Origin of the sequence: Aeromicrobium erythreum, from assembly GCF_001509405.1 — a bacterium.
In the GTDB taxonomy this organism is placed as follows: Bacteria; Actinomycetota; Actinomycetes; order Propionibacteriales; family Nocardioidaceae; genus Aeromicrobium; species Aeromicrobium erythreum.
Genome location: NZ_CP011502.1, coordinates 2643432 through 2657216, shown reverse-complemented (window position 1 = coordinate 2657216; position 13785 = coordinate 2643432). Strand labels below are relative to the sequence as shown.

Here is a 13785-nt window from a genome sequence, read left to right as displayed (position 1 = left end):
TCGTCACGGTCAGGAGAAGCGGGCGAGGTCGATCTCGATCCACACCTGCTCGGCGCGGCCGAGCAGCTCGCCGTCGGTGGTGTGCAGGGCGGTGGCGGTGCGGAACTTGCGACCGTCGCGCTCGCGCAGCAGGCCGGACGCGACCAGCGGCTCGCCCGCGGCTGGGCGTCGCAGCACCTGCGCCGTCATGCGGCCGAGCACCATCGCCTGCGCGGTGAAGTCGGCGGCCCAGCCGCCCGGGCAGTCCAGCGCCGCCCAGGTGGTCGGCACGTCGAGGAGCCCGTCGTCGCCGGCCACGCCCGGGTCGGGCGTCCACGTGCCTGCCGTGCGCCGGCCGTCGCCCACCGGCCCCGTGAAGAGCCGGAGGCCGTCTCCGGCCTCGCGGGCCGTGCCGCAGGTGAAGCACCGGTCGAACGGGTGCAGCGTGAAGCCGGGGTAGGACGCCACGCCGGCCTCGGCCTCCTCGGCCGACGGCGCGGGCAGGGGGTCGTGCTCGAACGTGCCCGCGGCCGCCTCGCCGATGAGTGCGCCGCCGGCGGTCACCAGGCGCACCTCGTCGGGGTGCTCCTCCCACGTGAGCGGCACCTCCAGCGGCGGCGGCTGGCGCAGCGTGGCCGTCACGACCTCGTCGCCGTGCCGCTGGGTCTGCTCGTGGGCCAGCAGCCCGCTGACCCACCCGCCGTTGCCGGAGTGCTCGGGACCGTTGTACCTGCGCGGGATCGTCGTCACCGCCCCACCGTAACCACCGACCTGCCCGTGACCCAGGACCGTGAGCCCGGGACCGTGAGCCCAGGATCAGGAGCGCAGCTGCGCGTAGCGGCGCAGGGACTCCTCACGCTCCTCGGCGTGGTCGACGATGGGGGCGGGGTAGTCGGCCGGCGGCTCGTCCAGCTTCCACGGCTCGTGGACGAACTTCTTCGGCACGTCGCGCAGCTCCGGCACCCAGCGTCGGACGTAGGTCCCGTCGGGGTCGAACTTCTTGCCCTGCGACGTCGGGTTGAAGATGCGGAAGTACGGCGACGCGTCGGTGCCGCATCCCGCGACCCACTGCCAGCCGTGCTGGTTCGACGGCGGGTCGGCGTCGACGAGCAGGTCGAGGAAGTGGTCGGCGCCCACGGTCCACTCCAGGTGCAGGTCCTTCACGAGGAAGCTGGCGACGATCATGCGCACCCGGTTGTGCATCCAGCCCTCGGCGAGCAGCTGGCGCATGCCGGCGTCGACGATCGGGAACCCGGTGCGTCCGTCCTTCCACGCCTGCAGGTCCTCGCCCGGCTCGTCGTAGTCCATCGCCTCGAACCGCTTGTCGTAGTAGCCGGCGAGCGTGTCGGGGCGGTGGTGCACGACGTCGGCGTAGAACTCGCGGAACGCGAGCTCGCGCGCGTACGCCTCGGCCCCCTTGCTGCCTCGCTCGGCGAGGTCGGCGAGCATCGTGCGCGGGTGGATCGTGCCCCACTTCAGGTGCACCGACATGCGCGACGTCGCGTCGCGGCCGGGCAGGTCGCGCAGGTCGTCGTACTCGTCGACCTGGTCGAGGTACTCGCGCCAGCGACGCCGGGCGGCGTCCTCGCCCAGCGGCGGGAGCGTGACGCCCTCGGGCGGGTCGACGTCGGGGATCTGCTTGGTGCGCACGTCGGCGCGGATCCACGGCACCGACCGCACGCCGGGGGCCGGCGCGCGCCAGCCGTGCTGCTGCCAGGCGCGGTAGAAGGGCGTGAAGACGCGGTACGGGCTGCCGTCGTCCTTCGTGACCCGTCCCGGTGCGACGGCGTACGACGAGCCCGTGCGCACGAGGGCGACGTCGTCGTCGGCGAGGGCCTTCTCGACCCGGTCGTCACGGTCCTTCTCGTACGGGCCGTAGTCGGCGGCCACGTGCACGCTCGTCGCCCCGACCGCCCGGGCGACGCGGGGCACGACCTCCCACGGCTTGCCGTGCACGACCGTGAGCCCGCCGACGCGCTCGTCGAGGTCGCGCAGGAGCGCCATGAGGTAGGCCAGGCGGGTCCGACCGTTCGGTCCCCAGTAGTGGTCGTCGAGCACGAACATCGGCACGACCCCGTCCGGACCCGCCTCGATGGCCTCGCGGAGGGCGGGGTTGTCGTTCAGCCGGAAGTCGGAGCGGAAGCAGATCACGGAGGTCGACACGGTTCTCATCCTCACGCGTGCACGGGCTGTCTGCACGCCATGGAACAATGGGCGCGTGAGCGAGCTGATCGACACCACCGAGATGTACCTGCGCACCGTCTTCGAGCTGGAGGAGGAGGGCATCGTCCCCCTGCGCGCGCGCATCGCCGAGCGTCTGCACCAGAGCGGCCCGACGGTCAGCCAGACCGTCGCCCGCATGGAGCGCGACGGCCTGCTCACCGTCGAGGGCGACCGTCACCTCGAGCTGTCCGACAAGGGCCGCGCCCTCGCCACCCGCGTCATGCGCAAGCACCGCCTCGCGGAGCGCCTGCTCACCGACATCATCGGTCTGGAGATCGAGTTCGTGCACGAGGAGGCGTGCCGCTGGGAGCACGTCATGTCCGAGCAGGTCGAGCGCCGCCTGGTCGAGCTGCTCGAGCACCCCACGGAGTCGCCGTACGGCAACCCGATCCCCGGCCTCGACGAGCTCGGCGAGACCGTCGACCCCTCCCTGTTCCTGCACGGTGTCGAGCCGCTCACCCGGGCGGTCCGCGGTGGCGACGAGCCGGTCCGCCGGATCGTGCGTCGCATCGCCGAGGAGCTGCAGAAGGACACCGAGGTCATGTCGGTGCTGCGCCGGGTCGGCGCGCTGCCCGGCAACGACGTCCTCGTCTCGCGCGGTCACGACGGCGTCGTCGTCGCCCGCCAGGGCGAGACCGCCGAGGTCGACGCCGACGCCGCGGTGCACATCTTCGTCAGCGAGTAGCCGCTCCGGGCCTGGCCCGCACGGTCAAGCCCTACGACGACGCGACGCTCAGGCGTTCGCGCGCCGCAGGGCCTCCTCGACACCGGTCGGGCCGCCCACGGGCGGGCCCACCAGCGTCTCGAGGTCGCGCTCGGTGCACACCATGTCGAGACTGAGGCTGTGCACGAGGGCCGCGTTCAGCGAGCTCGACCCGGGCGCGAGCGTCCCGACGACCAGGCTGAACGTGTGCGGCAGCAGCACGGGGAACAGCAGCGCCGGAGGACGACGACGGCCCGACGCGTGCGCGTGCGCCTCCAGCAGCTCCCGGTAGCTCATGACGTCGGGACCGCCCACGTCGAAGCCGCGGTTCACGTCGTCGTCGAGGTCGGTGACGGCGACGAGGTAGTGCAGCAGGTCGTCGAGCGCGACCGGCTGCATGTGCCGGCGCAGCCACGTCGGCCCCACCACCACGGGCAGCAGCCGGGTCGCGACCTCCATGAGGTCGAACGACGCCGACCCACGTCCGATGACCATGCCCGCGCGCAGGACGACGGCGGGCACTGCACCGGCGAGGAGGATCTGTGCGACCTCGTCGCGCGACGCGAGGTGCTCGGTCGGCTCGCTGCCGGCCGGAGGGCGCAGGCCGCCCAGGTAGACGATGCGGCGCACGCCGGCCCGCTCGGCCGCGGCGGCGAACGTCTGTGCCATCTCGCGGTCGGCGGCTGCGTAGTCGTCGCCGTCGGACATCGCGTGCAGGAGGTAGTGAGCCACAGATACGCCGTCGAGCGCCCGCTCCAGCGACGCCGCGTCGGTCGCGTCGCCGCGCACGACCTCGACGTGCTCGACCCAGCCGGCGTCGGGCAGCCGGGCCGGGTCGCGCACGAGCACGCGCACCTCGCGGCCGAGCTCGACGAGTCGCGCGGCCAGGTGGGCGCCGACGAAGCCGGTGACCCCGGTGACGAGCACCGGCGCCATGCTCAGGCCTTCTTCGGGGGCAGGGGGATGAAGCCGCTCGTGCGACGCACGTAGTCGTCGTAGCCGGGCTTGCTCTTGCGCATGCCCTTCTCGTTGTTCGCGGCCCCGGTGACCTTGGTGAGGAAGATCGTCATGGCGATCGGGCTGACGACCGTGGCGACACCGGCCCACGACGACGCGGCGACCAGCCAGATGCCGGCCCACACGCAGGCGTCACCGAAGTAGTTCGGGTGCCGGGTGTAGCGCCAGAGCCCCTGGTCCATGATCTTCCCCTTGTTGTCGGGGTCCTTCTTGAACTGGGCGAGCTGCCAGTCGCCGACGGCCTCGAAGAACAGGCCGACCGCCCACACGACGACGCCGAGCCACCCGAGCCAGCCGACGACGCCGAGGTTGTTCATGCCGACCATGACCGGGGTGGCGACGAGGAACATCGCGATGCCCTGCGGCAGGAACACCCGGGTGAGCGCGACCTGCGCGAACGAGCGGCCGTCGGCCTCGGCCAGCTCGGCGTAGCGCGGGTCCTCGTCCTTGCCGCTGTTGCGGTGGTACAGGTGCGCGGCGAGGCGCAGGCCCCACAGCGTCACGAGGACCAGCAGGAGGAGCTGCGGCGCGGGCATGCCGTCGCCGGCGTTCGTCACGAAGACGGACACGACGGCGACGAGCACGAACCCGAGGGGCCAGGCGGTGTCGACGACGGTGAGCTTCTGCACGCGCACGGAGATGGCCATGCAGACGCCCATGAAGACGACGACGGTCGCCAGCCCGATCGCGAGCGTGAGCAGGCTGTGCGAGCCGTCGTTGGCGATCATGCGAGCCACTCCAGCGGAGTCAGCGGCATGTCGGAGCGTCCGGCCGGCGACGCCTTGACGGCGAGGATCTGGTCGACACCCATGCGGTTCTCCTCGAACGCGAGCGACCCGCCCGCCAGGTAGAGGCGCCACACGCGAGCGGTCTCCTCGCCGACGAGCGCGACCGCGGTGCCCCAGTTCTCCTCGAGGTTGCGGGCCCAGCCGGCGACGGTCATCGGGTAGTGCTCGCGCATCGCCTGCACGTCGCGGATCTCCAGGCCAGCCCCGGCGATGAGGCCGATGGTCTTGGCGATCGGCTTCATGTGCATGTCGGGGGCGATGTAGGTCTCGATGAACGGGCCGCCGCCGGGACGGTCGCCGACCTGGTCGTTGCTGCGCGACATCTGCTGGATCAGCACGCGGCCGCCGGGACGCAGGTAGCGGTGGATCGACTCGGTGAACACGACGTACTCCTCGTCGCCGACGTGCTCGCCCATCTCGATCGAGGCGATCGCGTCGATGGTGCCGTCGGCCACGCCAGCCCCCGCGAGGTCGCGGAAGTGGCGCAGGCTCACCTCGACGCGACCCTGCAGCCCGCGCTCCGCGGCGCGCTTCATGACGAAGTCGCGCTGCTCGTGCGACAGGGTGACGCCCGTGACGTGGACGCCGTAGTGCTCGGCGGCGTGCAGGCTGAGCGAGCCCCAGCCCGAGCCGATGTCGAGCATCCGCATGCCGGGGCGGAGGCCGAGCTTGCGGCACACGAGGTCGAGCTTGGCGGTCTGCGCCTGCTCCAGCGACCAGGTCGGGTCGGCGTGGAAGCCGCTCGAGTAGGCCATCTGCGGGTCGAGGACGAGCTCGTAGAAGTCGTTGGAGAGGTCGTAGTGGTGGCTGATGGCGGCGCGGTCGCGCTCGCGGCTGTGCAGCTCGCCCGTCAGGTTCGACTCGGCGGCCGGTGCCTTCGGACGTCGACCGATCGCGCCGAGCCGCACGGCCAGCCAGGCGCCGCGCAGCGCGTGCCGGGCCTTGATGCGCGGACGCGCGGCGTTCGCGTCGGCTGCGCGGGCGTCGCGGACGGCCTCCCACATGGTCCGCAGGCCGTCGGCAAGGTCGCCCTCGATGTCGAGGTCGCCCTGCACGTACGCGCGGGCGACGCCCAGCTCGCCGGGGGAGTACAGCACGTGGCGGACCGCGCGCTTGTCGCGCAGCACCAGGACGGGTGCGTCCTCGGGACCGGCCTCGCTGCCGTCCCACAGTCGCAGTCGGACGGGGAGGGTCATGCCGAGGGCGTCCTCGGCGAGGGAGTGCAGCGCAGCAGCCTTGTTCATGGGGTCAATCCTGGTCCGGTCGGGTCGGCCCCGCCAGCCGGGGTCCGCGAGGGTGGTTCGACGCCGTCGGCGTCGGGGATCGGTGGGCGTCGGGTGCCGCGGCTGGGGCCGTGCGGCATCCTGAGCGCATGGAAGGTCGGGCCCGCGATCAGGGCGTGGTGGAGCGGGTCGTCACGGAGGTGCTCGGCTGGGCGGTCGTCGTCATCGGCATCATCCTCTGGCCGTTGCCGGGTCCTGGTCTGCTCATCATCCTCGCGGGCATCACGATCCTGGCGCGGCAGCACGCGTGGGCGCGGCGGGTGCTGGACCCCCTGCGCGAGAAGGCGGTGGAGGCGGCCCGGTTCGGCGTGGCCACCTGGCCGCGCATCGTCCTGAGCGCGCTCGGCGGCGTCTGGCTCGCCGTGCTCGGTGTCGTGTGGTGGGTGAGCCCGACGATCCCGGAGTTCGAGGTGCTGGGCGTCGGCTTCGGTCCGCGGCTGCCCGCGGCGGGCTGGGCCACGGGTCTCGGCCTGGTCGCGTCGGCCTTCGCGGCGTGGGGTCTGCTCGTGTACAGCGTGCTGAGGTGGCGGGAGCGGTAGTCTCCGGCGCGTGACCTCACGCACACGCAGCGTCCGGACGACCGCACTGGCGGCGGTCGTCGCGGTCCTGGCGGGCACGGCCTTCGTGCCCGCGGCGGCCGCGCCGCAGGTGGACTCGACGCGGGGCGCGGCGGCGCGCATCGTCGCCTCCGCCCCGTCCGGGGGAGCGTTGCGGGTCGTCACGACCGTGACCGCACCCGACGGTCGACCCGTGGTGCGCACCGTGCGCGTGGCCGATCGCGCCCAGGCGCAGCGGGTGGTGGCCGCCCAGCTCGACGACCCGTCGACGGTCACGGTCTCGATGGCGCAGCCCGTCGGCGCGCTGCGCTCGAACGACACGCTGCGCGGTCGGCAGTGGGCGCTCGACCGGCTCCAGGCGGAGACGCTGTGGCGCCGGGCCGACGGTCGCGCCACCCGCTCCACCCCGCGCGCCGTGGTCGCCGTCGTCGACACGGGCGTCGACCGCACCCACCCCGACCTGCGCGGCAACGTCATGCGAGGCGTCGACGTGCTCAGGGGTGGGACCGTCAGCGGCGACCCCAACGGGCACGGCACGCACGTGGCGGGGATCGTGGCCGCGGTCGCCGGCAACCGTCGGGGCGTCGCCGGGCTGGCGCCGCGCGCGGCGGTCCTGCCGATCCGCGTGCTCGGTGCCGACGGGCGGGGCTCGAGCGACGACGTCGCGCGGGGCGTGCTGCTCGCCGTCGACCGCAAGGCGCAGGTGGTCAACCTCTCGCTCTCCGCCGGCACCGACGACCCTGCGCTCGCGCGCGCCGTGGCGTACGCGCAGCGCAAGGGCGTGCTCGTCGTCGCCGGCGCGGGCAACAGCGGCTGTGGGGTGCTGTTCCGTCCGGTCCAGTACCCGGCGGCCTACCCCGGCGTCGTGGGGGTCGGTTCGGTCGACGCCGACCTCAGGGGCTCGTCGTTCAGCAGCTGTGGCTCGTGGGTCGACGTGGTGGCTCCGGGTCGGGGCATCTGGTCGACCGTGCCGCGCGAGGACCGGCTGTCGTGCCGCGACGTCTACTGCGCCCTGAGCGGCACGTCGATGTCGTCGCCCTACGTCGCCGCGGCGGCCGCGCTCGCGATGAGCCGACGCGGGCTCATTGCGCAGCGGGTCGCGGCGCGGCTCGAGGAGACCGCCCGCGACCTGGGTCCCCGCGGCAAGGACCAGACGTTCGGCGCGGGCCTGCTCGACGCCCGGCGGCTGGTCGGATGAGCCTGCTCCTGCGCCGGTTCCCGGGCGCCGACCTGCCGTGGACGCGGCTGGGTCGCGGCCCGACGCCGGTGCGTGAGCTCGACGGCTTCTGGCTGAAGGACGAGTCGGTCTTCGGCGACGGCGGCTGGGGCGGCAACAAGGTCCGCAAGCTGGAGTGGATCCTGCCCGACGTGCGACGTCGCAAGCGCGGGACGCTGCTCACGGTCGGCGGTATCGGCACGCACTGGGGCCTCGCGGCGGCGCTCTACGGACGCGAGGAGGGCCTGCGCGTCGTGCTGGGGCTCGTCGACCAGCCGGTCGATGACCACGTGCGCGAGCAGACCCGCCGCCTCGACGCGTCCGGTGCCGTGGTGCACCGCTTCCGCTCCGTGGCCCGGCTGCGGGCCGCGGCCCCGTTCCTGCTGACCCGCTACGCCGACGGGCTGCGGACCCCCGCCTACCTGCCGGCCGGCGGGTCGTCGCCCGTCGGCACGCTGGGCTACGTGGAGACGGCGCTCGAGATCGCCGAGCAGGTGCGGTCAGGTCTGCTGCCCGAGCCGGCGACGGTGGTGACGGCGGTCGGGTCGGGCGGCACGGCAGCGGGCCTGACGCTCGGCCTGCGGATGGCGGGGCTGCGCTCGCGGGTGCTCGGCGTCGTCGTCAACGACTCCTTCCGCCTCGACGCGGTGACGGTCGCACGGCTGGCCGACGACACCGCGTCGTTGCTGCGCACCCGCGGCGCGCTCGTCGACGTCCGCGTCGGGCCCGACGACCTCGACGCCGACCACGCATGGCTCGGCGCGACCTACGGGGCGTCCACCCCGGAGAGCGAGGCCGCCCTCGCCTGGGCCGCGGAGCAGGGCCTGCACCTCGAGCCGGTCTACACGGCGAAGGCGCTCGCCGCCGTCCGGGCACGTTCGGCGGCCGGCCCGGTGCTCTTCCTGCAGACCCACGGACCTCGCCCCCAGTCGCGGTCCTAGCTGCGCCCCCAGTCGCGCCCCCAGTGCGCCACGACGGTGCACCGCCGGCCCGCTGGCCGGTGTCGTCGGTCTGGCCCAGGATGGGGGCATGACGACCTGCGACGTGGTGGTGATCGGACTCGGACCCGGCGGCGAGGCACTGGCGTCCCGGCTGGCGGGGGAGGGCCTCGACGTGGTCGCCGTCGAGTCCGGTCTGGTCGGCGGCGAGTGCCCCTACTGGGGCTGCATCCCCTCCAAGATGTTCATCCGTGCCGCCGGTGCGGTCGCGGAGACGCGACGTGCGGCCGAGCTGGCCGGCGCGGCCACCGTCGAGCCCGACTTCTCCGTCGTCGCGCGGCGCATCCGTGAGGAGGCCACCGACGACTGGGACGACACCGTCGCCGCGGAACGCCTCGAGAGGTCGGGTGCGCGCCTGCTGCGCGGGCACGGCCGGCTGGCGGGGCCGCGGGTCGTCGAGGTCGACCTGTCCGGCGGCGGCACCACGCGCGTCGAGGCGCGACGCGGCGTCGTGCTCAACCCGGGCACCCGTGCCTCGGTGCCGCCGATCGACGGCCTGGCCGACACGCCCTTCTGGACGAACCACGAGGCGCTGGAGGCGTCGGTGCTGCCGGCGACGCTCGCGGTCGTCGGGGGCGGTCCGATCGGGCTCGAGCTGGCCCAGGCGTTCGCTCGGTTCGGCAGCGAGGTCACGGTGGTCGAGGTGGGCCCGCGCATCCTCGGCCCCGAGGAGCCGGAGGCGGCCGACGTCCTGCGCGGCGCGTTCGAGCGCGACGGCATCGACGTCCGCGAGGGCGAGCGCATCGTCTCCGTGTCGCACGACGGACAGCAGTTCACGCTCGAGCTCGCGTCGGGCACGCTGCACGTGGAGCAGCTCCTCGTGGCTGCCGGACGCACGCCGCAGATCTCCGACATCGGCCTCGACACCGTCGGCCTCGACCCGACGGCCCGCTCGATCGACGTCGACGACGCGATGCAGGCGGCCGACGGCCTGTGGGTCGTGGGCGACGTGGCCGGCCGCGGCGCGTTCACCCACGTCTCGATGTACCAGTCCGACCGCGCGGCGCGAGCCGTGCTCGGCGAGACCCTCCCCGAGTACGACGCCTCGTTCCCGCGCGTCACGTTCACCGACCCCGAGGTCGGCGGGGTCGGACTCACCGAGAAGCAGGCCCGCGAGCAGGGGATCGACGTCAGGGTCGCGACCACCGACCTGGCGCAGAGCTCGCGCGGCTTCACGCACGGTCCGGGCGCCGAGGGCGTCGTGAAGCTGGTGCTCGACGCCGCGCGCGGCGTGCTGGTGGGCGCGACGGTCGTCGGTCCGACCGGCGGCGAGACCGTCTCGGGGCTCGCCGTGGCGGTGCGCGCCGAGGTGCCGGTGTCCACGCTGCGCAACTCCGTGTACGCCTACCCGACGTTCTGGCGCGCGGTCGAGAGCGCGCTCGGCGAGCTCGACTGAGCCTCAGGCCTTGCCGAGCAGCTCCAGCACCTGCTTCTCCAGGGTGCGGCTGACCGGCTCGCCGGGGGCGACCGGCCGGTGGCCGCCGGCGACCACGACCCCGTCGCCGAAGAGGTCGACGACGCGCGGGTCCACGTAGGACGAGCGGGCGACCGCGGGGGTGTTGCCGAGGTGCTCGGCGACCTCGCGCATCGCCGCGGCGACCGACTTCTTGCGGGCGGTCTTGGTCGACGCGTCCGACGACGACAGCGCGGCCGCGGCGATCACGGTGCCTCGCCAGGTGCGGAAGTCCTTGGCCGAGTACTCCTCGCCCAGCACCTCCTTGACGTAGTCGTTGACCGCCGTCGCGCCCAACGTCGACCACCCGTCGCCGCCCCGGTACGCCAGGAGGACGTCACCGCCGGTCCGTCGGCGACGCAGCGGCTCGAGGGCCGCGATGAGCCGTTCGTCGCGCAGCGAGACCTCCAGGTCCTGACCGCTCTTGGCGACGTACTCGAAGACGAGCGAGTCGCCGTCGCGGCGCACGTGCTGCTTCTCGATCGTCGTCAGCCCGTAGCTGCCGTTCTCGTCGGTGTAGCGGTCCGAGCCGACGCGGAAGATGCCGAGGTCGAGCAGGCAGAAGGCGAGCGCCGCGGTGCTCCGCAGGGTCGCGTCGTCGGCCACCTCCTCGCGCGCTGCGTCCCGCGCCTCGAGCAGGGCGGTGGCGAAGCCCTCCATGTGCTGGAACTTCTCGGCGTCGCGGCGCTCGCGCCAGGCCGGGTGGTACAGGTACTGGCGGCGTCCGGCGTCGTCGGTGCCGACGGCCTGGAGGTGACCGTTCTCGGCCGGACAGATCCACACCTTCGTCCAGGCGGGCGGGATCACGAGCTCCTTGCAGCGCGCCACGTCGATCTCCTCCAGCGGCGCGCCGTCCTGGTCGAGGTAGCGGAATCCGCGGCCGTGCTTGACGCGGGTCCAGCCGACCATGGACGGTGACGTGCGACGCAGGCGGACCATGCTCCGACCGTAGGCGGGGCGTCGCAGGGCCGCGAGCCGAGCGGTCGTGCGGTCGGGTTCGTGGCGAGCAGGCAGACTACGAGGGTGCGAGCTCTCGTCGCGGTCGTCGCGTTGTCCCTGACCCTGGCCGCCTGCACGCGCGACGGCGACGCCGGCCGCGCCGAGCCGTCCGCGTCCGCGACGCCGACGGCCTCCGCGTCCGTCGGCGACGCGAAGGGGTGCGGCAGCGTCCCCGACGACGTCACCGGAGGCACCCGCGACGTGACCCGCACGATTGACGTCGACGGCTCGGAGCGGTCGTACGTCGTGCACGTCCCGCCCGGCTACGACGGCCGACGGGCCCTGCCGGTGGTCTACCTCTTCCACGGGCTGGGCAGCAACGCCCCGCAGGTGCTCACCTACTCCGGCTTCCCGACCGTGGCCGACGAGCGCGACTTCATCGTCGTGGCGCCGCAGGCGCTCGAGCCCCGCCGGGAGTGGGACGTCATGGCCACGGCCGACCAGCCCCGCTCGGACGCGGCCTTCTGGCTGCAGCTGAGCGAGCAGCTCGGCGACGAGTGGTGCGTCGACGCCGACCGTCAGTTCGCCGCGGGCATGTCGAACGGGTCGGCAGTGGTCTTCGCGATGGCCTGCCGCGGCGTCTACCCGTTCCGCGCCTACGGCGGCGTCGCGGCGACCTTCTACGACCAGGCCGCGTGCGGCGACGCGCCGCCGACGTCGTTCATCTACTTCCACGGGACCGGCGACGAGGTGGTGCCGTACCAGGGCGGCGAGACCCCGATCTTCCCCGTCCGCGCGGTGCAGACGGTGCTCGGTGACTGGGCCGGCCACGACGGCTGCGCGCGCGAGCCGCGCCGTCAGGACGTCGCGTCCGACGTGGTCCGCGAGACCTGGCGGGGGTGCTCCGACGGCAGCCGGCTGCAGGCCTACGTGATCGACGACGGTGGTCACACCTGGCCCGGCGCGGGTTTCGAGGTCCCGGTGCTGGGCAAGACGACGTCGTCCATCGACGCCACGAGGCTCATGGCCGACTTCTTCGGGCTGAAGGCCCCCTGACCTCGACCGCGGCCGTCGCAGGCCTCGCCGTGGGAGGGTCGCGAGCACTACCGTGAGGAACGGCTTCCCCCGCGTCAACCCCTGGAGGGCCTCGGGCCCGGGCGCGGGGGAAGCTCGCCTCGACGGTGACGAGGCCGGGGGGTCAGGCCCGCCGGCCGACGCCGTAGGGGTCGAAGGAGCTGCGCCGCTCGTCGACCTGGAGCGGACGACCGATCGGCGGCGCCGCACGCTGCGGGCAGCGAGGGCGGTCGCACGTGCGGCAGCCGGGACCGATGGGCATGACGTCGGGCTCGGTGAGGTCTAGCCCCGCGCTGTAGACGAGCCGTCCCGCCTGGCGCAGCTCGCAGCCCAGCCCGATGACGAAGGTCTTGGCCGCGCTGCCGTAGCCGCCGCGTCGGCGGGTGACGGTCCGGGCCATCCACAGGTAGCGCTGCCCGTCGGGCATCTCCGCCACCTGCACGTCGACCTGCCCGGGCGAGGCGAAGGCGTCGTAGACGTTCCACAGCGGACAGGTCCCGCCGCTGCGCGAGAAGTGGAAGCCGGTGGCCGACACCCGCTTGGAGATGTTCCCCGCCTTGTCGACACGCACGAAGATGAACGGCACGCCGCGCAGCTCGGACCTCTGGAGCGTGCTGAGCCGGTGCGCCGCGGTCTCGTAGCCGACGCCGAAGTGCTCGGCCAGCACCTCGACGTCGTAGCGCAGCCGCTCGGCGGCGCGGAAGAACGGGCGGTAGGGCAGGATCAGCGCCCCGGCGAAGTAGTGCGCCAGGCCGATGCGCGCCAGGGCGCGGGTGGTGTCGTCGGGCCACGTCTCGGCGTCGATCACGGTGTCGAGGACGTCGCCCGCCTCGAGGTAGGCCAGCTGCGTGGCCATGCGGAACGCCTGCTGCCCCGGGCGGAGGTCCGGCGCGAGGCGCAGCGTCCGGGTCGCGTCGTCGTACTCGAGCGTGCTGCGCGCGTCGGGCTCGGTGGTCGCGACGGTGACGCCGTGCGCCGACTGCAGGTGACGTCGCAGGTGGTGACGCACCTCCAGACGTCGCGTCCCGATGGACCGTGCGAGGTCCTCCGCGGCGCGGTCGACAGGGTCGATGTAGTTCTGGTGGCGGTAGAAGAAGTCGCGGACGTGCTCGTGCGGCATCAGGGCCTGCGCCGCGGTGCGACGGTCCGTGACGGCCTCCAGGTGCGCGACGGCGTCGCGGTAGCGCCGGTGCAGCTGCACGATCGCCTCGGCCACCTCGGGCATGGACCCGGCGACCTGCTGCAGGTCCGACAGCGGCAGGCCGGTCGCGCCGCCGGCCTCGGGGAGCGCCTCCCGCAGCTCCGCGAGCTGGCGCGCGGTGTCGCGCGGGCTGAAGAACGCCGGGTCGACACCGAACACCTCGGTGAGCCGCACCAGCACGGTCACCGTCAGCGGGCGGGTGTCGTGCTCGATCTGGTTCAGGTAGCTGGCCGAGATCGCCAGGATCCGGGCGAGCTCGACCTGGCTGAGCCCGCGCTCCTCGCGCAGCCGACGCAGTCGCGCACCTGCGTAGAGCTTGTCCATGCGCTCACCGTAGGCGATCTGTGAAAGGTC

Annotated in this window: 13 protein-coding genes; 6 read left to right on the top strand and 7 right to left on the bottom strand. The window is 73.5% G+C overall.

Features of this window, described 5'->3' with window-relative positions; all coding sequences use genetic code 11:
- Positions 1-9: 9 nt before the first annotated feature.
- The gene (locus tag Aeryth_RS12555) at positions 10-729 is read right to left on the bottom strand and encodes a hotdog family protein (RefSeq protein WP_067859233.1); all 720 of its coding nucleotides are present in this window, start codon (positions 727-729) and stop codon (positions 10-12) included.
- A 66-nt stretch (positions 730-795) separates the two neighbouring features.
- Positions 796-2151 carry a cryptochrome/photolyase family protein gene (locus Aeryth_RS12550; RefSeq protein ID WP_067859230.1) on the bottom strand — a complete coding sequence of 452 codons (1356 nt, stop codon included), beginning with the start codon at positions 2149-2151 and terminating at the stop codon, positions 796-798.
- Between the two features lie 46 nt (positions 2152-2197).
- Here Aeryth_RS12550 and Aeryth_RS12545 point away from each other — a divergent pair, with 46 nt between their 5' ends.
- Positions 2198-2887, top strand: coding sequence for an iron-dependent transcriptional repressor DtxR (locus Aeryth_RS12545; RefSeq protein ID WP_067859227.1), 690 nt, complete (start codon positions 2198-2200; stop codon positions 2885-2887).
- Positions 2888-2935: 48 nt separating this feature from the next.
- On the opposite strand, the gene Aeryth_RS12540 is transcribed toward Aeryth_RS12545, so the two are convergent.
- The 3 genes from Aeryth_RS12540 to Aeryth_RS12530 are packed head-to-tail and all read right to left on the bottom strand — an operon-like array spanning position 2936 to position 5954.
- The gene (locus Aeryth_RS12540) at positions 2936-3841 is read right to left on the bottom strand and encodes an NAD(P)H-binding protein (protein ID WP_067859224.1); all 906 of its coding nucleotides are present in this window, start codon (positions 3839-3841) and stop codon (positions 2936-2938) included.
- A 2-nt stretch (positions 3842-3843) separates the two neighbouring features.
- The gene (locus Aeryth_RS12535) at positions 3844-4650 is read right to left on the bottom strand and encodes a DUF1295 domain-containing protein (protein WP_067859221.1); all 807 of its coding nucleotides are present in this window, start codon (positions 4648-4650) and stop codon (positions 3844-3846) included.
- Entirely contained in the window at positions 4647-5954 is a 1308-nt protein-coding gene (locus tag Aeryth_RS12530) for an SAM-dependent methyltransferase (RefSeq protein ID WP_067859217.1), read from the bottom strand. The genes Aeryth_RS12535 and Aeryth_RS12530 overlap by 4 nt, the downstream gene beginning before the upstream one ends.
- A gap of 128 nt (positions 5955-6082) precedes the next feature.
- Here Aeryth_RS12530 and Aeryth_RS12525 point away from each other — a divergent pair, with 128 nt between their 5' ends.
- The 4 genes from Aeryth_RS12525 (at position 6083) to Aeryth_RS12510 (ending at position 10160) form a co-directional block, all read left to right on the top strand.
- The gene (locus tag Aeryth_RS12525) at positions 6083-6532 is read left to right on the top strand and encodes a PGPGW domain-containing protein (RefSeq protein ID WP_067859214.1); all 450 of its coding nucleotides are present in this window, start codon (positions 6083-6085) and stop codon (positions 6530-6532) included.
- A gap of 10 nt (positions 6533-6542) precedes the next feature.
- A complete protein-coding gene (locus tag Aeryth_RS12520) occupies positions 6543-7748 on the top strand; it encodes a S8 family serine peptidase (RefSeq protein WP_067859211.1) in 1206 nt (401 codons plus the stop codon).
- The gene (locus tag Aeryth_RS12515; RefSeq protein ID WP_067859208.1) at positions 7745-8707 is read left to right on the top strand and encodes a 1-aminocyclopropane-1-carboxylate deaminase/D-cysteine desulfhydrase; all 963 of its coding nucleotides are present in this window, start codon (positions 7745-7747) and stop codon (positions 8705-8707) included. Before Aeryth_RS12520 ends, Aeryth_RS12515 begins: the two co-directional genes overlap by 4 nt.
- An 88-nt stretch (positions 8708-8795) precedes the next feature.
- Positions 8796-10160: a dihydrolipoyl dehydrogenase family protein gene (locus Aeryth_RS12510; RefSeq protein ID WP_067859206.1), complete on the top strand. Its 1365-nt coding sequence runs from the start codon at positions 8796-8798 to the stop codon at positions 10158-10160.
- Positions 10161-10163: 3 nt separating this feature from the next.
- Here Aeryth_RS12510 and Aeryth_RS12505 read toward each other — a convergent pair whose 3' ends face one another.
- Positions 10164-11156, bottom strand: a complete 993-nt coding sequence (locus Aeryth_RS12505; protein ID WP_067859203.1) for a DNA topoisomerase IB — start codon at positions 11154-11156, stop codon at positions 10164-10166.
- Positions 11157-11240: 84 nt separating this feature from the next.
- Here Aeryth_RS12505 and Aeryth_RS12500 point away from each other — a divergent pair, with 84 nt between their 5' ends.
- The gene (locus Aeryth_RS12500) at positions 11241-12212 is read left to right on the top strand and encodes a CE1 family esterase (RefSeq protein ID WP_067859200.1); all 972 of its coding nucleotides are present in this window, start codon (positions 11241-11243) and stop codon (positions 12210-12212) included.
- A 142-nt stretch (positions 12213-12354) separates the two neighbouring features.
- Here Aeryth_RS12500 and Aeryth_RS12495 read toward each other — a convergent pair whose 3' ends face one another.
- Complete coding sequence (locus tag Aeryth_RS12495; RefSeq protein ID WP_067859197.1) at positions 12355-13755, bottom strand: short-chain fatty acyl-CoA regulator family protein; 1401 nt, start codon at positions 13753-13755, stop codon at positions 12355-12357.
- Positions 13756-13785: the final 30 nt, after the last annotated feature.